Origin of the sequence: Mucilaginibacter sp. (assembly GCF_036383575.1) — a bacterium.
Lineage (GTDB): Bacteria > Bacteroidota > Bacteroidia > Sphingobacteriales > Sphingobacteriaceae > Mucilaginibacter.
The window spans coordinates 16,948-38,847 of record NZ_DASVOB010000139.1 but is presented as its reverse complement, the minus strand read 5'-3'; the positions used below and the strand labels follow the sequence as shown (position 1 = coordinate 38,847).

12 protein-coding genes, 1 tRNA gene and 2 pseudogenes are annotated in these 21,900 nt (G+C 41.5%); 13 read left to right on the top strand and 2 right to left on the bottom strand.

Going from position 1 to position 21,900, the window contains the following annotated elements; all coding sequences use genetic code 11:
* Window positions 1-413: 413 nt before the first annotated feature.
* Window positions 414-1,274 (bottom strand): N-acetylglucosamine kinase, encoded by an 861-nt coding sequence (locus tag VF500_RS05130; RefSeq protein ID WP_112567531.1) that lies wholly within the window; start codon window positions 1,272-1,274, stop codon window positions 414-416.
* 317 nt (window positions 1,275-1,591) lie between these two features.
* Window positions 1,592-2,515 (bottom strand): Nif3-like dinuclear metal center hexameric protein, encoded by a 924-nt coding sequence (locus VF500_RS05125; protein WP_330858643.1) that lies wholly within the window; start codon window positions 2,513-2,515, stop codon window positions 1,592-1,594.
* A gap of 110 nt (window positions 2,516-2,625) precedes the next feature.
* Here VF500_RS05125 and VF500_RS05120 point away from each other — a divergent pair, with 110 nt between their 5' ends.
* The 13 genes and pseudogenes from VF500_RS05120 to VF500_RS05065 all read left to right on the top strand — a co-directional run bounded on the left by VF500_RS05120 (window position 2,626) and on the right by VF500_RS05065 (window position 21,900).
* Window positions 2,626-3,828 carry a glycosyltransferase family 87 protein gene (locus VF500_RS05120; RefSeq protein ID WP_330858642.1) on the top strand — a complete coding sequence of 401 codons (1,203 nt, stop codon included), beginning with the start codon at window positions 2,626-2,628 and terminating at the stop codon, window positions 3,826-3,828.
* A 250-nt stretch (window positions 3,829-4,078) separates the two neighbouring features.
* A complete protein-coding gene (locus VF500_RS05115) occupies window positions 4,079-5,047 on the top strand; it encodes a glycosyltransferase family 2 protein (RefSeq protein ID WP_330858641.1) in 969 nt (322 codons plus the stop codon).
* Entirely contained in the window at window positions 5,028-5,831 is an 804-nt protein-coding gene (locus VF500_RS05110) for a polysaccharide deacetylase family protein (RefSeq protein ID WP_330858640.1), read from the top strand. The genes VF500_RS05115 and VF500_RS05110 overlap by 20 nt, the downstream gene beginning before the upstream one ends.
* A gap of 143 nt (window positions 5,832-5,974) precedes the next feature.
* A tRNA-Arg gene (locus VF500_RS05105) sits at window positions 5,975-6,048 on the top strand.
* Between the two features lie 1,015 nt (window positions 6,049-7,063).
* Window positions 7,064-10,129, top strand: a complete 3,066-nt coding sequence (locus tag VF500_RS05100) for a TonB-dependent receptor (protein ID WP_330858639.1) — start codon at window positions 7,064-7,066, stop codon at window positions 10,127-10,129.
* Window positions 10,130-10,149: 20 nt separating this feature from the next.
* Window positions 10,150-11,778 (top strand): RagB/SusD family nutrient uptake outer membrane protein, encoded by a 1,629-nt coding sequence (locus VF500_RS05095; RefSeq protein ID WP_330858638.1) that lies wholly within the window; start codon window positions 10,150-10,152, stop codon window positions 11,776-11,778.
* A 229-nt stretch (window positions 11,779-12,007) separates the two neighbouring features.
* Window positions 12,008-14,455, top strand: a complete 2,448-nt coding sequence (locus tag VF500_RS05090; RefSeq protein ID WP_330858637.1) for a glycoside hydrolase family 2 protein — start codon at window positions 12,008-12,010, stop codon at window positions 14,453-14,455.
* 49 nt (window positions 14,456-14,504) lie between these two features.
* The gene (locus VF500_RS05085) at window positions 14,505-17,462 is read left to right on the top strand and encodes a beta-galactosidase (protein WP_330858636.1); all 2,958 of its coding nucleotides are present in this window, start codon (window positions 14,505-14,507) and stop codon (window positions 17,460-17,462) included.
* Window positions 17,446-18,513, top strand: a complete 1,068-nt coding sequence (locus VF500_RS05080; protein WP_330858635.1) for a beta galactosidase jelly roll domain-containing protein — start codon at window positions 17,446-17,448, stop codon at window positions 18,511-18,513. Before VF500_RS05085 ends, VF500_RS05080 begins: the two co-directional genes overlap by 17 nt.
* Before the next feature lie 32 nt (window positions 18,514-18,545).
* Window positions 18,546-18,808 (top strand): annotated as a pseudogene (locus VF500_RS31765) (MFS transporter); the annotation flags it as partial.
* A gap of 39 nt (window positions 18,809-18,847) precedes the next feature.
* Window positions 18,848-19,033 (top strand): annotated as a pseudogene (locus VF500_RS05075) (xylose isomerase); the annotation flags it as partial.
* A gap of 831 nt (window positions 19,034-19,864) precedes the next feature.
* A complete protein-coding gene (locus VF500_RS05070; RefSeq protein ID WP_330858634.1) occupies window positions 19,865-20,233 on the top strand; it encodes a LytTR family DNA-binding domain-containing protein in 369 nt (122 codons plus the stop codon).
* Between the two features lie 248 nt (window positions 20,234-20,481).
* Window positions 20,482-21,900 carry an FAD-dependent oxidoreductase gene (locus tag VF500_RS05065; protein ID WP_330858633.1) on the top strand — a complete coding sequence of 473 codons (1,419 nt, stop codon included), beginning with the start codon at window positions 20,482-20,484 and terminating at the stop codon, window positions 21,898-21,900.

Below are 21,900 nucleotides of genomic sequence, written 5' to 3'. Positions count from 1 at the left end.
GCAAGCGGACTCTATAAGGTCCCAAGGGTTATACGGGGTGTCTAATTTGCCCTGTTTATTCCGCAAATATCTTACTTCTCATCGCAGGGCACGTCATTACATTTTTTTTCAGGTACCCCTGATGGTTACTCGCAATGACGGAGGGAGAGGACGTGCTTCCATTTAATCCATGTCCACATTTGTCTGAAGGAGTAGTGATACAGGTATACGGACGGACGGAAACATTCATCACATCGCAATGACTTGGTGGGGAAAGAGCGGCCATGCAAATGCCCCTGTACAGTTCGCGATTGCTTCGTGCAATGACGGGTGGAAAGGGGGAAAAGAAAAGGGCCGGAAAATCTTCCAGCCCTTTATTATCTTAAAATCTTAACTTCTTAGGTCTTGACTCTCGACTTCTTGCTTCTTGACTCTTATAAAGAAGAAGGTGCTAATTCCAAATGGTATTTCACCAGGTTATCTATAGGTGAGCGGATGATGTTGCCAACAACCATACCATTTTCGGTAACTACTTCTTCAAGTACGTTACGGAAGTTATAACCTACCGAACCGATACAGTTGAAAGTATATTTTTGGTAATCAGGGTAGTGGGTTACCAGGTTACGGAAGAAATCTTCGAACGAGGTACGTACCAGGTTACGTGAGTATTCGATGTGTACGTTGTTATCGTAAACAAATTTGCTGAAGCTTGCGCAAAAACGGTTTGCACGTGGCTGGGTGTAAACCTGCTCGTTGATATCATCAGGAGTAAGTTTGTAAGTTTCCCAGAAAAGGGCACGTACAGGCTCTGGCATATAGCCGCGCAGGTAATCAGTTAACAGTTTTTTGCCGATGTAGCAACCGCTGCCTTCGTCACCAAGGATGTAAGCACCTGAGTCGATATTGTGTACAACTTCTTTACCATCATAAATGCAGGTGTTGGTTCCGGTACCTAATATGGCAGCAAAACCTTCGGTGTTGCCAAGCAAAGCACGGGCAGCAGCCAACAGGTCATGACCTATGTTAACCTTTGCGCCAACGAAAACCACTTTCATCGCTTCCTCAACAATTTTGCGCATTTCGGGGGTTGAACAACCTGCACCATAGTAATTTACCTCTGTGATCTGGTTTTTTTCAAGATCGGTAGGCAGGCTTTCGTTCAGTGATTGTATAATATACTCTGTACTTGAAAAGTATGGGTTATAACCCTCGGTATTAAAGTAAACTTTTTTTCCCTCTTCGGTAACCAGGCACCAATTTGTTTTGGTTGAGCCACCGTCAGCAATTATGATCATAAATTTTTGTTTTTTTAAAAATCGGTTAAAAGTAGGATTTACTTATTGTAAAAAAAACACTTAGTATTTTAAAAATTGAAAATTGCAATTTTTACTTAAATTACAGCTACTTTTTTGTATAAATTAAATTTTTAATGGCGCTTTCGTGCCGATATTATCAACAATTAATCAGGTCAACTATACCTTTTTTTAAATGTAAAGTTTACAGATAAGCAGTGCGCCCTACAACTTAAAAACAGAGTAATTTACAATTGTACGTAATGTTACCATATTTAGCAAAATATTGGCTTTAATTAATGCTAAAACGTGACTATTTACTACATAAACGATAGTGAATTGCCCGGATGGATGTGCGTTGCTTTAATGTTGGGTACGTTTTGCTTCAGCCAGCCTATCATAAACTCCGAGCCCGGTTCTTCGCTGGCAATATGGCCTAATACAACTAAGGATAGTTTATCGCCCTTGGCTTGTGCATCCCTTACGTATTCGGCAGTTTCCCATTCTGATATTTCGCCGCAGATCAGCACGTCGGGTTTCTTGGTGCTCATTTCGCTGATCTGCCTTTTACCGCCGGCTGCCCCGGGAAGCAATAATACCTTCTGGCAGCTTTGAGCTGGGTTACCTATGTAGCGCACCTTTTCAATTTTCAGTTTCTTTTTCAGCGTTTCGATAAGGGAGCTTAAGGAGGTAGAAGGAATACTTAGCAGGTTGCCTGTTTCGGGCTTATAATAGCTTACCCAGTCGAGCTGCTTTAATAAACCTATGCCAACGCCATCGGGCTTAAGGCTGTGTATGGTATCGTGATTGCGCCAAACGGCTATGTTATGTTTATCCAACAATTCTTTTTTATACTGATATACATCATCATTGGCCAGCCAGGTTGTTTCATCGGCATGGTTGTAAAAAGTTGGTTCGTGTGCTATGATAAAATTTGCGCCTAAGCCAATCGCCTTCTCAATAATGCCAATGGTGGCAAACATGGTGCTAACTATCCCGGTAACAACAATATCGCGGTTGCCCGATTTCAGCGTATCCACAGTATTAGGGAACGGAGCACCCGGCACCTGTTTCATAAACAGATCAATGATTTGCCCTACGGTGATGTTTTCATCTGGCTTGGTAAGGGCATCGGCAGCAAACGGAGTTGATAGCAATGCGGCAGCACCGGCCATAGCACCTAACTGACCGATAAATTTACGACGATCGGCATTGTGGTTAGTGGGAGAGAGGTTTGGATTCATGGTAATGATTGGGTTTGGTCAAAGATAATACAGCACAAGTTAAATTTGGGGATTTGTAATAATTGTGTGACGTATTTATATCTTCGCATAAATTTTCAAATTCCTAATCCGTGCAAAAACTTGCTAAGCTCATCAGCAACAAACCTTTTGTGTATTCTTTATGGTTTGGCCTAAGTCTATTTTTGGTAATTAAAGGTGTTTTAGCCCATCAGGGGTTTAACAATTACACCATATTTAAATATAACTTTTTAAATACCATTCACCAGCATAACCTGTATGCTTATCAGCCCGAGCATTATTATGATCTGAATCATTACGGGCCGATATTTTCGATAATCATGGCGCCATTCTCTATCTTGCCCGATAGTATAGGCGTTATTTTGTGGGTGTTGTTCAACGCATTTATTCTGTTTAAAGCCATTCAGCTTTTACCGCTTAAGAAAGATCAGTATGTTATTGTGCTTTTATTGTGCGCTCATGAGCTAATGACGGCATCGGCCAATGTACAAAGTAACCCTATGATAGCGGCGCTTATCATATTAGGCTTTAATTTTATAAAACGCGAGCAGGATTTTTGGGCTGCGCTGATGATTGCCCTTGGTGCGTTCATCAAGCTGTATGGTATAGTTGGGCTGGCCTTCTTTTTCTTTTCGGCTAACAAACCCAAATTTGTTTTGAGCTTTATATTCTGGTCGGCAGTGTTGTTTGTTTTGCCCATGGCTATTTCATCCCCAGCGTTTATCATACAAACTTATCATGACTGGTACACCGACCTGGTGATGAAAAATTCGGGTAATCAACATTCAGTAATGCAGGAAATTTGCGTTACAGGTTTTATCCGACGGATTTCCCATTATGATGACCTCAAAAATATGTATGTAATAGGGCCGGCATTGGTGCTGTTTGCCCTGTCGTACCTGCGCATAGGAGCTTATAAGATAGTAGAATATCAGCGGTTGATCCTTTCATCGGTATTGATCTTCGCCGTGATCTTCAGTAGCTCGGCCGAATCATCAACCTATATTATCGCTTTTGTTGGGGTAGCTGTTTGGTTTATGAATTTGAACCGACCGGTAACCAACTTCGAGATTTTTCTGTTGGTTTTGGCGCTGTTAATAACCAGTCTTTCGCCTTCAGACCTGTTTCCGTCTTACATCCGCACACAGTATATTGTTCCCTATAAATTAAAATCGATACCCTGCTTTCTGATCTGGCTTAAAATAATTTACGAAACGCTCACCCGGGATTTTGCTAAGGAAAAAGAAAGTGCGCTAAACCAGGCAATAGTTCAGATGGATCCAGGAATAAAATAAACCTTGAATAATTGTCTTTTTAGTGTAAAACCCGGAAGATTTCGCAGGTTAATAGATAATTATTAATTATGTTTGTAACAGGAAAGTTACGCTTGGGGAGCTTTGCACTTTTCTGTTAAAATTGACTACGATAGTTACATTTTGTAATGATTTATCGTAAGGTTATTTTAGAGTGCTTGAAAGAGCAATCAAATATAAGCTTTTAATATTAATACCGCCTGTTACAATTAAAATTTCCCATAGTTTAGCTATGAAATACCTTGTCGATAAAAAAATTTCTATTGTTATACCTGCCCATAACGAAGAAAAAAACATTAGTTATTTAATTGAGCAAATTCGTGAAACACTTTCGCCCACGGGTTATGCCTATGAGCTGATCTTTGTTGACGATGGGAGCCGCGATAACACCCTGAATGAATTAAAGATCAGTGCCGAATTACATCCTAATGTTTTTTATGTAGAGCTTTCGCGCAATTTTGGTAAAGACTACGCCCTTAAAGCCGGCATTGCCATGGCCCACGGTAATGCTGTTATAACCATGGATGCTGATTTGCAGCACCCGCCGCAACTGATCCTGAAGATGTTAAAGCTTTGGGAAAACGGCTATGATATTGTTTACACCTATCGCGAAGGTGAAAATCCCCATGGCAAAGGATACCAGAAAGTTACTTCTAAGTTGTTTTACAAGGGGCTTAACATGCTGTCGGATATCAAGATGGAAAACGGTACTGCCGATTTCAGGCTGATTGATGAGAAGGTAGTAAAGCAGCTTAAGCTCATTGACGAATACGAGATCTTTTTCAGGGGAATAATTAAATGGGCCGGTTATAAGCAAATTGGTGTCCCTTATGTGCCATCAAAGCGGCACACCGGCGAGGCAAGTTATTCCTTCTCAAAATTAGTAAAACTTGCCGTTGGCAGTATTGTGGCGTTCAGCGCCAGGCCATTATATATTGTTTCGTTAATAGGCTTGTTCTTTTCAACGCTGGCCATTCTGTATATTCCTTACGTGCTGGTGAGTTATTTTTTAGGCTACGCGGTTTCGGGCTGGGCTTCCATTATTGCTACCATAGCTTTTTTTGGCGGTCTCCAGTTGCTTGTAATGAGTGTTATAGGTGTTTACGTAGGCAAAATATTTATGCAGTCAAAACATCGCCCGCATTATATCATTCGTTCATCAAATGTTGTTATTGTAGATAATGATTTTATTAGGGTTTGATGTTGAGGAGTTTGATATGCCGTTTGAATACGGAAAATCAATAACTTTTGATGAACAGCTTGAAATTTCAACAAGGGGTACCAATACTATACTCGGCTTACTGAGGCAGAAAAATATAAGAGTTACATTTTTTTGCACGGCTAATTATGCCATCAATAAGCCTGATATCATTAAACAGATGGTAGCCGAAGGGCATGAAGTAGCATCGCACGGGTATTACCATTCCGACTTTAAAGTCGAGCATTTAAGACAATCAAAGCTGGCACTGGAAGATATTTCGGGGACTGAAGTAACAGGTTTCCGGATGGCCCGGATGATGCCCGTTGATGAGGCCGAGATAGCGAGGGCTGGTTATGAATACAACTCGTCTATAAACCCAACATGGCTGCCTGGGAGGTACAACAATTTTAATAAGCCACGCAGCTGGTTTTATGACCAAGATGTGCTGCAGATCCCTGCGTCTGTTTCGCCATTGATCCGTTTTCCATTGTTTTGGCTGAGTTTTCATAATCTGCCGCTATCCCTGTTAAAAAGAATGGCTTCGGCAGCACACAAAAAAGATGGCTATCTGAATTTATATTTTCACCCCTGGGAGTTCACCGATCTGCACGATAAAGAGAAATTCGGTTTCCCGGGCTATGTTTCAAAAAACTCAGGCGACGCTTTTGTTGCACGGATAGCTGATTTCATTGATTGGGCAACGGACAACTGTTACACCTTTGAACGGACGGACGCCTTTTGTAGCAAGATCAAAAACAAAGGCAAGTTTACCCTGGTTTTATAGTAACAGGCTGTTAAACAGCTTGTAGTAAATCAATTGCCAAATTGATTGTTATTTTCAGCATAATTTTGCATATTTGCACCGCAAAAAATTATACAATATATCATGGGTTCGAAACCATGTGTATATTTGTAATAGGATGCGATGGTCCTATAGCTCAGCTGGATAGAGCAACAGATTTCTAATCTGTAGGTCTTTGGTTCGAATCCAAATGGGATCACGAATAAAAAAGCCGTTTCATACACCAAGAAACGGCTTTTCCTTTGCATGAGGGCACTTTTGAGGGCTCGCCAGATCTTGAATCGACAACCGTCGTATCGTCAAGTTTTACACGTTTTTTTGTTGAATTTCACTAAAAGGTGGTACAAATATGGTACAATCTTTTTCGTGCTAAAAAATCCGTATGGCAACGATTTGTGCAATGGTTCTAAAACACCATTTAAAAAATGATGGAACTTATAATGTAAAAATTAGAATTACACTGGAAAATAATCGATGAGGTTCAATTAAACGTCGTGAAGCTTTTAAATAGGAATCTTTTGAAAACAAAGAAAGTGGGATTGATTAGCAATTAAGCTTAAAAAGCTTCAAAACAACTTTTTGAAACTGGCCTTACTTTTCATTCGTTATGTTTTCTTCTGATGTGACAAAAATTCTATACCATTGGTGAAGCAGCTCAGAAATTTGTTGCCAGGTGAAGGTTATCGATGCTATCATTCAATTCAAGGAACAAAATTAGGTGCTGCCCCCAAAGCACAATACAAGGCAAACGTTTGTGTAATGAATTATTTACAGTAGTCTGTGCAATTCCCCCAAAACAATAAATAGGGGTGATTCAAACGTTTTGTAATCCAATTTTGCATTGGAGTTGTTGAATCTTCAAATAACAGGAGCATAAAAATTAACATATTTTGGGAAGGACTTGTTTAGTGCTAAAAGTTAATTGTTATGCTATTTAACGGTCAATATTTTGAAATATTAAGTGTTTTTTTTAATCATGCTGTAGTCCTTTTATCAAACAGATCATTATTTATCCCCCTTTTTTAATAACTGTTAAACAAACGTTTGTGTTAAAATTGTAGCCCGTTTCGCTTGGTTCCTGATTCACTGTGTTTATACCTTTGAACACCAATTGTTATAAAACCAATAGTTAACAATACAAAATATATGGTGTAATCCCATATTCAAACCAATAAATGTGTGATTGACAAATAAACCTCCATTAAATTATCAGCATGAACAAATTCTACAAAAGACAGTTTTATTTAACCGGCATGTTATTGATGCTTTCAATAATCGGTTTTGCCCAGGTCAAGGTTACAGGGGTTGTTAAAGGGGCAGACGATGGCCAGACATTGCCAGGAGTATCTGTTTCCGTTAATGGAACAAGCATTGGTGTAATGACGGATATAAAGGGTCAGTTTGCCATTCAGACACCAGCAGGTGGTGTTTTAGTTTTTTCCTCAATAGGATATAAACCGCAGGAAATAGAAACCGAAGGACGAACAGTTATTAATGTAACCCTGGTATCAAATGTTAAGGGACTGAATGAAGTTGTAGTTGTTGGTTATGGTAACCAGAAAAAAGTAAATCTTACCGGTGCTGTATCAGTAGTTAGTGCAGCACAATTAGAGAACAGGCCGGTTACAGGGGTTACCAATGCCTTGCAAGGTACTGTTCCCGGCGTTACCATCACATCCAATAATGGTCAGCCAGGTTTTGATGCAGGCACTATCAACATCAGGGGGCAATCGTTAAACAGTACCGCTGTGCTGGTAGTTATCGACGGTGTTATTTCAAGTACGGGTGATATGAACGCCATAAATGCCGATGATATTGATAATATCTCAGTGTTAAAAGATGCGGCATCTGCCTCAATTTACGGAAACCGGGCTGCCGGTGGTGTTATTGTAATAACTACTAAAAAAGGTAAGAAAGGCACGGCGCAAATAACTTACAGTAACTATTTTGGAAAAAATAAAGCGGTGGCGTTGCCAGATTATCTGCCGTCATGGCAAGCTGCAACCATGTATGATGAAGCGAGGGTTAACGAAGGAAAAGCTGCTGTTTATACAGATGCCCAGATACAAAAGTTTAAAGATGGCTCAGACCCTTTCAACTATCCCAATACAGATTGGTTAAAGCTATTTTATCGCGGGAACGGTTTTCAGCAAAATCACTATATAGGGGTAAATGGTGGCAATGATAAAACAACTTATGCCGTTTCTATAGGCTATTTTGATGAGAATGGGATTACCCCGAAAACCAATACGCAACGTTATACCGGGCGCTTAAACCTCAACAGCCAGGTAAAGGATAATTTATCTGTTTTTGGTTATATTTCTTATACTTACCAACCGCTTACACAACCACAAAGCTCTTTAGCGGCCGACCAGGGGTTTGGTCAGGTTATCCGTCAGTTTAACCGGATCTCTCCTATAATACCTGCCTATTATCAGAATGGTGAATACGGACATATCGCTGACGGAAGTCCCTTAGCATGGCTCAATTCACCATCGTTTGATAATCACAAAGCCTATAATTTTCAGGGTAGTTTTGGGGCCGATTGGGAAATAACTAAAGGTTTGCATTTTAAACCATCATTAAACTATAAGCTTAATCAAAATCAAAACGATAATTTCGTCTCGTCTATTCAATATTATAATTCCGACGGTACAGTTAGCGGGGTACCAAACATCAGTAATGCAACCGATACCTATAACAGTACAACTTATATTTCGCCTCAAGCGTTATTGGAGTATAGCGTTAAAACTGGTGGCCATAGCTTCAAGGTATTAGGTGGCGCCTCCCAGGAATATACCCGGTTTTATCAGCTAAAAGGCTACAGGCAGGGATTCTTAAACAATGCTTTGAGCAACCTTGATGCAGCGCCTACAAATGGCCAGACAACCTCTAATTATACTTATGATGTGGCGTTACGGTCTTATTTTGGAAGGGTAAATTACGATTACAAAGGCAAGTACCTGTTAGAAGGCGATATTCGCTATGATGGATCATCACGTTTTGCTCCGGGGCATCGCTGGGGTGTTTTCCCGGGCGCATCAGCGGGCTGGCGCGTATCTGAAGAAGATTTCTTCAACAGTTTAAAATCTGCTGTTTCTAATTTAAAGCTGCGTGCGTCGTGGGGGAAATTAGGAAACCAGGGGATTACAGGATCATCATCTAATATTGATACTTATTATTATCCAACTGTCCCAACAGTTGCCGCTGGTCAGAATTATCCGTATGGAGGCACGGTTGTTGGCGGCGTAGCTCCACTTTCGGGAGTTAACCCCGATTTAATATGGGAAAAAACCACGCAAACAGATCTCGGTTTGGATGCCGATTTTTTAAATGTATTTAGCTTCACTGCTGATTATTTTATTAAAAAAACAAGCGATGTTTTATATCAGGTTTCACTTCCGGCAACTTATGGGCTTACTGCGCCATATATAAATGGCTCCACTTATCAGAATAAAGGCTGGGAACTGGCTTTAACTTATCATGATAAGGCAGGTGATTTTAGCTGGAATGTTACAGGGAACGCAGCGTTTATAAAAAATAAGGTAACCAAAGTAGGGGATACTAATGCGCCTACAATAACCGGTGCTACTATAGTAGAGGTTGGACAGCCTCAGGATTCTTTTTACGGCTACCAAAGCCAAGGTATATTTCAAAGCGCTGCACAGATAAGCGCCCATGCAAGCCAAACAGGAATAAGCCCAAACACTGCTGCCGGCGATTTGATTTATAAAGACCAGAATGGTGATAATAAAATAGATGCCGCCGACCGGGTTGTTTTAGGCTCCCGGTTCCCTAAAGTAACATTTGGCTTAAACTTAAATGTTAACTGGAAGCAATTTGATCTAACCGGGTTTTTCCAGGGAGCGGCCGGTGTTAAAAATTACATATCCGGTATTGCTTTGGGCACCAACGGAATTGCGACCGGAAAGCCTACATCGGCTATGCTTGACAGTTGGTCGGTAACGAATACCGGGGCCTCTTTTCCGCGGCTGTGGTTAACGTACAGACAAAATGACCCAGCTTCAACCTATTCGTCATTCTGGATCAGAAATGCCAGCTATGTACGCCTTAAAAATGTTCAATTTGGCTATTCACTGCCGGCTACCTGGGCACAGAAGATTGGTGTGAAAAAACTTAGGGTGTATTACAGCGGGCAGAATATCCTGACTTTCACCAGCTTTTACAAGTGGATTGATCCTGAAGCGCCTTCAGGCGAAAGCGGATACAGTTTCCCACAGGTAAAGATTAATTCTCTTGGCTTAAATGTAACCTTTTAAGACTCCCCAAATTTAAAAACATGAAAAAGATCGTCATTTTAAATATATTAGCTATATCAGCGCTATTTACAGCTTGTAAAAAAGATTTTCTGGGCAGGCAGCCACAAGATCAATATAGCAATTCAACTTTATGGACCTCGGCAAGTGATGCCAGTGCTGCGCTGGCAGGGGTTTATAATGGTACATCCGTTACTTATGCCAATGAAGCCGGCTGGGCTGCAGCTACCTGGATTGTTTACCTTGATTGTGTATCCGATAATGGTTACAATCAATACCCATGGGAAGGCTTTCAGGCTTATGGAAATGGCTCTGTTAACCCTTCAACAGGTGATGCCTCAGCTTATAACTATTCCGGGATAACCCGGGCCAATTTCTTTTTGGAAAACATAGGTAAAACACCAATGGATGGAGCGCTTAAAGCAAATATGATAGCGCAAGTAAGGTTTATACGTGCCTATCAATACTTTTTGATGAGCCAGTTGTATGGCGATGTTCCCCTGGTAACTAAATTGCTTAGCCCTGCCGAATCTATCGCCGCGGTGCGTACCCCTAAAGCTGATGTTGTTAAATTTATTTTAAGCGAACTGGCTGCGGCGGCTGCCGATTTGCCGGCAAGTAATAACTCTGGCGATGGACACATAACCAAGGGCGCTGCATTTGCATTAAAAGCAAGGGTAGATCTGTTTAACGGAAACTATGCCGACTGTATTGCCGACTGCCAGGAGGTATCTAAATTGGGTTATTCACTGTATCCAAGTTATTCCGACCTGTTTCGTATGACGGCCCAATACAATAATCCCGAAATAATTGCATCGGTTCAGTATGTTGAAAACCCTTCTGCTAATGCGAACGGTGTGTTAGGGGTTATGCCTTCAAACTCGTCAGGAGGCTGGTCATCCATTGATCCTACACAGGGCCTCGTAGATGCTTATGAAATGGATAACGGTAAACCAATAACCGATCCTGCTTCTGGTTATAACGCATCTAATCCATACGTAAACAGGGATCCGCGCCTTGCTGCCACTATTTTATATCCGGGTGCGCCGTTTAAACAGGCCGGAGCCTCTGTAAATACTTATTATGACCCACTAACTCCTTCATCTCCTGATTATTATGCAAGTGGCAATAATACATCACCAAGTGGTTATGTAGTTAAAAAGTTTACATCAAACCTGGGCGATTTTGCCAACTTATTCCAAAGCGGTTTAAATATGACCGTTTTACGCTATGCGGAAGTGTTGTTGACCGATGCCGAGGCTAAAATTGAGCTTGGTAAAATTGATGCTTCTGTTTATGCCGATATAAACCTGGTGCGCCAAAGGGCAGGGATGCCAGCAGTAAACCAGGCTGTTTACAACAATCAAACATCATTACGTGCCCTGGTGCGAAACGAACGAAGGGTTGAGTTTGCATTTGAAGGTTTACGCTTTTTTGATGTACAGCGCTGGAAGATTGGTTCGGAGGTTATGAACGGGCCTGTTTATGGAATGAAGTTGGGCACTATTGATCCGGCAACAGGTAAATATACCGCAACCGGGGCCCCGTTAAAACTTGAAACCAGAACATTTGCTGATAAGAATTATTTATGGCCAATACCGCAATCGGAAATTGACATTGATAAAAATCTGAAACAAAACCCGGGCTATTAACAAGCTTATAACATGTTTTCAAAATGGCGATAGTTGTTTAGCACAAATAGCTATTGCCATTTTGAATTAAAATTTAAAACTTATAATGATCATAAAAACATTGTTTAGCAATTTATTTACCAGGCAAACTATAAAAAGAGTGTTCACAATGTTGTGGTGTTTGTGCTTTTTTCAGCAGGCATTCTCGCAGGAACCCAGGTCGGTAACTAAATTCAATTACAATTGGGAAATGTTCAGAATAGATTCTTCTTATAAACTGAAGAATACAGCCGTAGTCAGAAGCGGCACTTCTTTTTCTTCACAGTTTAACCAGGAAAATATAAAAGGAAAAAACCTGCCTGCTGATAGCATAAAAGCTCATGAAGTAAGGGAGGCTTCAATGGGTTTTGAAAATGAATACCCGCAAATTAAGGGGTTAAAGTGGCAAAAAGTTTCGCTGCCACAGCCTGCCCGTTATGAGCAGGAGCTGAATCCGGCGGTTAACCAGTTTACCGGTATCTGTTATTACCGAAAGCAATTTGTTGTTCCGGCAAATTATAAGCAAAAGCACTTATATCTTCGGTTTGAAGGGGCCATGCAAACGGCTACTGTTTGGGTTAACGGCAAGTTCGTGACCCAACACCAGGGAGGTTACTTACCTTTCATTGTGCCGCTTGATAACTATGTAAACGGAAGTGAAAACAATGAGATCATTGTCCGTTTAGACAACAGGGATAACGCAAACGTTCCGCCGGGCAAGCCATTGGCAACATTGGGGTTTCTTTACTGGAGCGGCATTTATCGCGATGTTTGGCTGGTAGTCACCAATCCGGTTCATATTACCGACCCCACCAACGCCAATACTATTGCAGGCGGCGGGGTTTTTGCCAGGTGCGAAAATATATCTTCCAGGCGTGCAGATGTAATAGTCAAAACCCAGGTTAACAATGATGCCTCGGGTAAAACAGCTTCAGTTATCGTAAAACAAATTATTACCAATTCGAAAAATAAAATTCAATTACAGTCAAGTACCGCCGGCGTTGAAGTAAGTGGAAATGCGGTTAAAGATGTGGAGCAGAAAATTACCGTACTGAACCCAGCCCTTTGGTCGCCGGATCAGCCCGAACTTTATCAGCTCAGGACAGAAATATGGAGTGATGGCCGTCTTGTTGATAGCTATTCTCAGAAAATAGGTATCCGGAAACTTTCCTACACCAGATCCGAGGGGTTTAAGTTGAATGATAAGCCTCTTCGTATTGTTGGTACTAACCGGCATCAGGATTGTCCGTTTATCGGAAATGCACTATCTGATGCAGCGCAGTACCGCGATCTTAAAAGAATTAAAGACGCCGGGATCAATTTTGTAAGGTTGTCTCATTACCCGCAAGACCCCTCGGTTTATACTATTTGCGATTCCCTGGGCATCATGTTAGGCGATCCTATCCCGGGCTGGCAATTTTTTAATCATAATGAAATTTTTCAGAACCGGGTTTTCTCGGATATTAGGGAGATGATCAGGAGGGATAGAAACCATCCTTCTGTTATTATGTGGGAAGTGAGTTTGAATGAAACATATCCGGCAGATAGTTTTAGGATGAGGTCTTCAGAAATTGCTCATGAGGAATATCCCGGCGATAATTTTTTTACAGCCGGTGATACCTATGCCGCAAAGCATACAAATTGGGATGTGCCTTTCAACGGCTGGAACGATCCCTTTCGCAGGCCGCAGGATATACAGCCCCAAAGCCCGGGCTTTGTACGGGAGTATGGCGATTATGAATTTGGTGGTTCGGCATCCACTACAAGGGTAAACAGGAGTAACGGCGAAAAAGCATTATTACAAAATGCCTGGAATTTTCAGTGGGAGCATAATCTTTTAAGAGGGCCGGCCTACTATCCGTGGACAATAGGGGATGCTACCTGGGCCTTTTTTGATGGATTTGAATCTTTCAGTAAGGTCACATCAGATTGGGGAATGATGGATGTTTACCGCCTGCCAAAATTTAGCTATTATTTTTTCAAAAGCCAAATAGATGCCCATAGCCCCGTTCCTGGTACATATAATAAACCTATGGTTTACGTGGCTAATTGGTGGACACCTGCCGACAAGCCCGAAAACGTAGTTGTGTACTCCAATTGCGATGAGGTTGCATTATACATCAACGGGAAACTGATAAAAAAACAACGCCCCGATTCTGGACCGGATACAGATTATGGTGATTTTGAAAAAGGAGGTAATTCTTTTGACGGAGGGAATGGCACTCACTTAAACCATCCGCCATTTACTTTTAAAAACATTAGCTGGGAAAAGGGAGAGATAAAGGCCATTGGGTTGATAAGGAGTAAAGCGGTAACCGGGCAAACAGTTAAAACTCCTTTGGCAGCAGCCAAGCTTAAATTGATTGCAGATACGCAGGGCAAGCCATTAATAGCCGATGGTGCCGATGCTATTTTCGTCCATGCACAAATAACCGATAATAATGGTACGGTCATGTGTTTGGATAATGAAACAACTGTGCGCTTTTCAATAAGTAACAATGGTAAAATAATAGGTCCGGCTACGGTAAAGGTGCGTGGAGGAATTGCTTCAATTTTAATAAAAGGCAACAATAAAGCCGGGGCAATAATTATAACCGCAGGGACAGGGAAATTAAAAACGGCAAGCCTCACAGTTAAGACAACTGAAGCGGATAAATAAGGGATATAACGTGAGGATTTTAAAAGAGCAAAAAAACAATAGAGCTTACATGAGTAAAAATAGGCATATAAAAAGGATCCTGCTATTGTTGTTGTTTTACACTACCGGATCATTTGCCCAGGTAAAAAATCAGCGAACACAGGTTTGGACGCCGGATAATGGTAACGGCACTTTTACCAACCCTTTAATGTGGGGCGATTGGCCCGATCCTGATATTATTCGGGTAGGCGACGAGTTTTATTTTATGTCAACCAGTATGCATTATGTGCCGGGCTGTCCCATTGCAAAATCTAAGGATCTTGTAAACTGGGAGATGGCAGGTTATGCTGTTTCCCGCTATAATGAGGATCCCCGGTATGATATGAAGGGTGGAAACATGTATCTGAATGGTTCATGGGCGTCTACGCTTCGTTACCATAACGGTACTTTTTACGCGGGCTTTTGTACCCCGAAGGGCCTGGGCACGAAAGATGGCCATTTTTCAATATGTACAGCAAAAGACGTTAAAGGCCCCTGGACACGAACCATTTTTAAGGAGTATTTATACGATCCGGGCTTGTTTTTTGACGACGATGGGAAAGTTTACGTGGCACATGGGCAACAAAAACTTTATATAACCGAGTTGAATAGCGATGCCCTGTCGGTAAAAGTACCTCAAAAGGAAATTTATAACAATCCCCAATACCCATACCTCGAAGGATCGCATTTATATAAGGTAAACGGTAAATATTATTTGCTGGGCTCTACCGGCGGTACAAAAGGGCGTCAGGTTTGTCTGCGTTCGGATAATATTTACGGCCCCTACGAATCGAAGGTGGTTATTAATGACGACCATACCTATCCCGGAAACGGCCTGCACCAGGGTGGTATGGTGCAATTAAAAGATGGCTCCTGGTGGTTTATTATCATGCAGGACCGCGGCCCTATCGGCCGGGTGCCCAACCTGGAGCCGGTTACCTGGATAGATGGCTGGCCAATGCCGGGTAAGGATGGTAAAGGGGTAGATACTTTTAAAAAGCCAAATGCCGGTGGCATTCAACCCATAAAAACTCCCGCCACCGCCGATGAATTTAATACTGCCAAACTTGGGCTGCAATGGCAATGGAACCACAACCCCGATCCGCAAAAATGGTCCCTTACAGAACATAAAGGGTACCTGCGGTTAAAAGCCGGTAAAGCCGCTAAGCTTGCCGATGCCCGTAATACACTTACTCAGCGTGTACAGGGCCCATATTCCGAAGCCACGGTTGAAATGCATGTTGGTGGTATGAAAGATGGCGACGTTGCCGGATTTGGTGTTTTTCAGTTTCCTTATGCTTTTGTCGCAATTCAGCAAAAGGGCAGGCAGCGCCAAATGGTGATGGTGAACAACGATACCACTATTACTGCTTTAAAGTTTACCGGCAGTACGGTTTGGTTTAAAGCGAGTGTTACACACACCGGGTTTACCGCGTCATTTGCTTACAGTACCGATGGTAAAAATTTTCAGCCTGTTGGTAACGGGCTGAAAATGGGACTGGGGTTGGATTGGACAGCTAATCGCTTCGCGCTGTTTAATTATAATACCAGCAAGGCCGGAGCAGGCGGTTATGTAGATTTTAACTGGTTGCGTTATACTAATGCTAAACCGTTAACCAATGTTTCCGCTGTTTCGGTTGGTAAGCAATTCGCGCACCCTGAGCGTATCCGTTATGATGGCAATAGCATGAAAATTGAAGGCAGGGATTTTTTCATGTACAGTGCAGCTTTTCATTATTTTAGATGTCCGAAAGAATTGTGGAGGGACAGGTTTAAGAAAATAAAAGAAGCGGGTTTCAATACTGTAGAAACCTACATTCCCTGGAATTGGCATGAGCGTGATATGCCTGCCAATAGCTCAGATACGTCTAAGTTTGATTTTACCGAATTGAAGGCCTGGCTGAAAATGGCCCAGGATGAATTTGGGTTGTACACAGTTGTTCGCCCCGGCCCGTTTATATGCGCTGAGTGGTCTGGTGGTGGTTACCCGCAATGGTTGGCAAAGTATGGTCCGGGTAAAGGCGATTTTTGGCTTCGCAGTGCCGACGCGGAACATATCAGATGGTCAGAACACTGGTATAACGCAGTTTGCAAAGTGCTTGCCAAAGAACAGCTTACCCGAAAACCAAAAGGAGACAAAGGTATTATTATGGTGCAGATCGAGAATGAGTACGATGCATACGAAGGTACCGGCAAAGAGCATTTGTTAAAGGCCCTTTACCGATCGGTAAAAAATAATGGTATTGATGTTCCAGTATTCACCTGTTTAACCGCCGAGTGTCGTAATAGTAAAGATCCCGAACTTTCGCAGGTTTTTGATTGTGATAATTATTATGTTGGATTAAATGATGCCCCAAGTTGTGCCTATCGTATGGAACAGCTGCGGCGCGGCCAGCCTGATGCCCCCGGGTTTGTTACGGAACTACAGGGCGGCTGGTTCTCTTTGGTAACCGGACGGCTTAGCGATGAAAATTATTCCGATGCGCGCCATATGCAAGCTATTGGATTAATGAGTTTATTGGGTGGTGCCTCGGGTATAAATTACTATATGTTTTATGGTGGTACCAATTATGCCGGTTGGGGCGCACGTGGAATGACAACAAGCTATGACTATAATGCTGCAATAAGGGAGAATGGACAATTATCGCCGAAGTATTCTGCAGCAAAGGGTATAGGTGAGTTTATTAAAAAATATGGCCCCAAGCTTTTACACACACAGGGCGGTCCTTGCCAGTTTAAAGTTGACGACAATGCAGCACCGAAAGAGCTTTTTGGAGGTGTGCGTATAGCGCCTGACGGCACTAAATTTGTTTTTCTGGATAATACGGATGCTAAAAATACACTATCGGGTACGGTAACAATAGTGCCGGGAAAAATTGCACGTCCGGATGCGCCGATCTATAATATCAATCAGCACGGAGAGAAAGTACTCATCAAAACGGCAAATTCAGACACTTCAGCAAAACTTATTATTGACCCATTACGTTAGTTATAACCTTGCTGGTCTTGATGCTAAGGTATTAGTGATTCCACCTGGTGTTAGCGCCGATAAGGGAGAGTGGTGGCCAAAAACTCAAACCCGGCCAACTCATATCAATGAAGCCGCTGCTGTTATTCGCATTGCAAATGCCCTTAAGCAGGATGATCCATTTGAAGAGGCAAAATGGCAGCCATGGGTAGAAGGAAGATCATTGCCCGAAATAGGCGTGAACGATTTTCGGTATAGCTACTATCGTTGCAGGGTAAATCTTAATGCCGGGCAGGCAGTCACTGAAAATAGGTTACTATTCAATATGTTTAGTCGTGATATTGTTACCGCGCAGGTAAACGGGAAACTTGCCAAGCGCCTTTTTCCCGACAAAGCAGATGCACAGTCCTGGCCAACGCGTGATTGTTTTGTCCGGATTGATTCAAATACATTTGACAATCAGTTTGATGTATCGGGATTGTTAAAAAATGGGAATAACGAAATTGTGGTTATTTATGAAAATTTAGGACACGCACATGGCTATATGCCGATGGAGGAGCTTTCGGGAATTAACAAAGGTGGTTTATCAAATACAACCAGGCATATAACGCATCCACTGCAATGGCAGGTAGCTAAAGATTTGGCAGGGGTTAGTAATGGTTGGACACTTCCGGGTTTCGATGCAAAGAAATGGACAAAGATTGCATTGGATACACTGTACGTTATCCCCGGAAAAGGAAATAGGGTCCAACCTAAAGATACTCCAACATCACTGATTACCTGGTATAGGGTTGAGTTTAAATTGCCGGGATCGGCTGATCAATCAAAATGGTTAGCACGTGTCAACGCTTCCGGGAATGGCTATATGTGGCTGAACGGAAACAATATTGGCCGTCACTGGGAGGTTGGGCCCCAACGTGAGTTTTATTTGCCGGAATGTTGGCTGAAATTTGGAAAGGGCGAAAAGAACGTTTTAGTAATGGGACTGCGCCAAACTGAATCTGGCGCGTTGATCAAAGCTATCGAAATTGCGGAATACCCCAATCCTAATATACGCTGGGATGGTCGGTAAGCTCAATTCTTGCCGGCTGTGCCGCGAGGGCAATGTTTGCCGGTAAAATAGCTGATGCATTTGGGCGTCGGCCGGCCTTAGACTCATGTGCCCTCTTGTTTGCTGTTTCCGGAATTGGCACCGGTCTATCGGAGGCATTGCTTGTGTTTATTCTTTTTAGTTTAATTGGTGGATTAGGCGTCGGAACCGTTGCCATGGTATCGCCCATATACATTGCGGAAATGGCCCCGCCGAAATGGCCATCGTGATTGGTATTTTGGTAGCTTATTTTACTAATTACTTTTTATATAGCCTTGGTGAAAACAACTGGAGATGGATGTTTGCTTGGCAGGCTGCACCTTCAGTTATCGGATTCTTACGCGAATAGAACCTGTTGCATGATGTCAAAATAAATATCGAAGTTAACCACGCAACGTTAGCCGGTCATACTTTTCAACATGAGTTACAGGTAGCCGCTGATGCCAGAGTATTGGGCGCTCTCGACGTAAATAGGGCCACTTTTTTTCTAAGGGTATTATAACCCCTCGCACAGTAGCCATTAGATTAAAAGTTTAGCAACCGAAATGGCCTCAAAAAAATCTCAATTATTTCTCAATTTTAATCCCACAATTTAAGGATACATAAATGTAGTCAAAAGTTTTTATAGCCTTAAGTTTCAATTCCTGTTTTGCAATGGTTCGAGCCTACTCCGGGGAACTTAAGACAACACTCAATTTGAGTGTTGCCGTTTCTATGGCTCACAGGCTTTTGACATGAAAAGTTATTATAAAGCCATGGATGGTTTAATTTTCCTTGCATAATTTCTTCTATTTTGAAGTTTATCAATTTGGAAGTGCTTTGGTGGTACGTCTGCTATGCTTTTTTTAAGATTCGATTTTTCGTTAATGCTACCGGTGCTATTGCAATTCTTGTAAGCTGTAGCAATGTGATAAAGAAAATCAATATTAAGGTTTTATGGATTGTTTTGTTCATTGATAGTTGCGTCCAGATTAACTAAAGACATACGCCGATATCTTTAGAGAAGAAACAATAATTTCTTTGCTTGCAGGGGTTCAAAGAATAGTTATCAAAAAAATATTTAATTTCTTTTATGCATTCACCCGTTTTTCTCAAAAGGGGTCTTCATACAACCAATTATAACAAATCAATATGAAGAAAAATACATTTTGTCTATCCCTCTTATCAGTTATTATTATCTTTTTGATTGAAATAATACTTGAGCCTCGCCCAAGAAGAGTAGCGGTTTAAGCCTGCTATTCTTTAATTTGAATTGCATTAGCGTATGAATGGTTGGCGAATGCCATAGCCATATATTACATAATAACCTTATTTACCTAAATCTATACACAGCATGTCGTTTGAAAAAATTATCATTTCACAGCAAAACAGAATCTATTTTATAAAACCCGAGGAAATCCTTTTTTGTCGGTCTGATAGCTGTTATACCAATATCCATTTCCTGCAAGAGAAGCAGATTTTAACGGTCAAATCGTTGACTAAATTACATAAGGAATTATTATCCGAGGACTTTCTCCGAGTTAACCAATCTTTTATCATTAATAGGCGCTTTATCCAAAGTATTGATAAAAAGAAGCGTTGTATCGAGCTTGAAAACGGTGAGCTGATCCCATTTACTGTTTCTTTAAAGGAATTGTTACTGATGATAGGAAAAGGTACCGCTTTGACCGCCAGTCATTTTATTGATCCGGTGGAGAATTGATCTGGTTTGATGTGCACTATGTTTTGAATTATAGACACTGGTTCAGAGAGCTCCGTTAAGGGGCGGATGTTCCTGTTTTTCAATATAAGGCAATCCAGCAGCACATCATATAATCTGGATCATTGGTGTACAATCAATAAATACTTTATTTCTCTGTCCCTTATATTGATAAAGCAATAAATCGATGGATGTGCTATAAGAGGGCAGGTTTCAATTATGAAAACATTGAACAATATTAATCATACCTTATGAAAGTTGCAGTTATTGGCGCCGGCGCTGCAGGAATGACGGCAGCTTACTCATTAGTTAAACATAACATAGAAGTTGATGTTTACGAAGCCAGTTCCCGGATCGGAGGTCTTGCGGGAACTTTGACACTGTGGAATCAGAAAGTTGATATTGGCCCTCACCGCTTTTTTAGCACTGATAAAAAAGTAAATGCTCTTTGGCTGGAAGTTGTTGGCAAGGACTACGAAATGATAGACAGGCTTACAAGGATTTACTATAAAAACAAATTTTATAGTTACCCTATCAGGATCTTCAATGCATTAAGCAATCTCGGCATCTTTGAAGCGGGGCAATGTGTTTTTAGCTATTTGCTGGAACGTATTTCTGCAACAGAACAAGACGGGTCATTCGAAACATGGGTACAGCACCGATTTGGTAAGCGCTTGTTTGAAGTATTTTTTAAAAATTATACCGAAAAGTTATGGGGGATAAGCTGTAAAGACCTAGATGCCGATTTCGCAGCTCAACGTATCAAAAAGCTGTCCCTGTATGAATCCATAAAAAATGCCGTATTAAATGGAAAAGGTAATAAGCATAAGACGCTTGTTGATCAGTTTGCTTATCCTTTAGGTGGCTCCGGAATGGTTTATGAAAGAATGGCTGACGCAGTGAGAAATTCGGGAAACAACATCCATTTAAACACGCCTGTCTACCGCATAATCACCAATCGAGGCAAAATTTTAGGTATTGAGTTAGAAGACGGATCGTTCCGGGAATATGACCATGTGATATCTTCAATGCCTTACACTTTAATGGTTAAACGGTTAACCGAAGTTCCTGAAACCATAAGGCATTTAGCAGAACATTTAAAGTTCAGGAATACCGTACTGGTTTATTTGCAGATCAACTCTACATCACTATTTCCTGATAATTGGCTATATATACATTCTACAGACCTGCAAATGGGAAGAGTTACCAATTTCAGGAACTGGATACCAGGCTTGTACGGCAATGAGGAAAAAACCATTATAGCAATTGAGTATTGGTGTAACGATGATGAACCTATGTGGCGTTATAACGATGAAGATTTTGTAAAATTAGCCTCTGATGAAATTGCCCGGACCGGACTGGTAAGCCCCGACCTGATTGAAAACGGTTATGTACATCGTATCCACAGGTCATATCCCATATACAGTAAAGGTTACAAGGAAATATTGAAGCCAATAGAAGAATATATTTCTTCGATAGAAAACCTTTCGGTTGTAGGGAGGTATGGGGCTTTCAAATATAATAATCAAGATCATAGCATACTGATGGGCTTATTGGCGGCAGAGAATATTTTAAATAATGCAAACCATCAACTTTGTGACATTAATACAGATTACGAAACATACCAGGAGTCATTCATTATTACTAAAACAGGCTTATATAAGCAATGA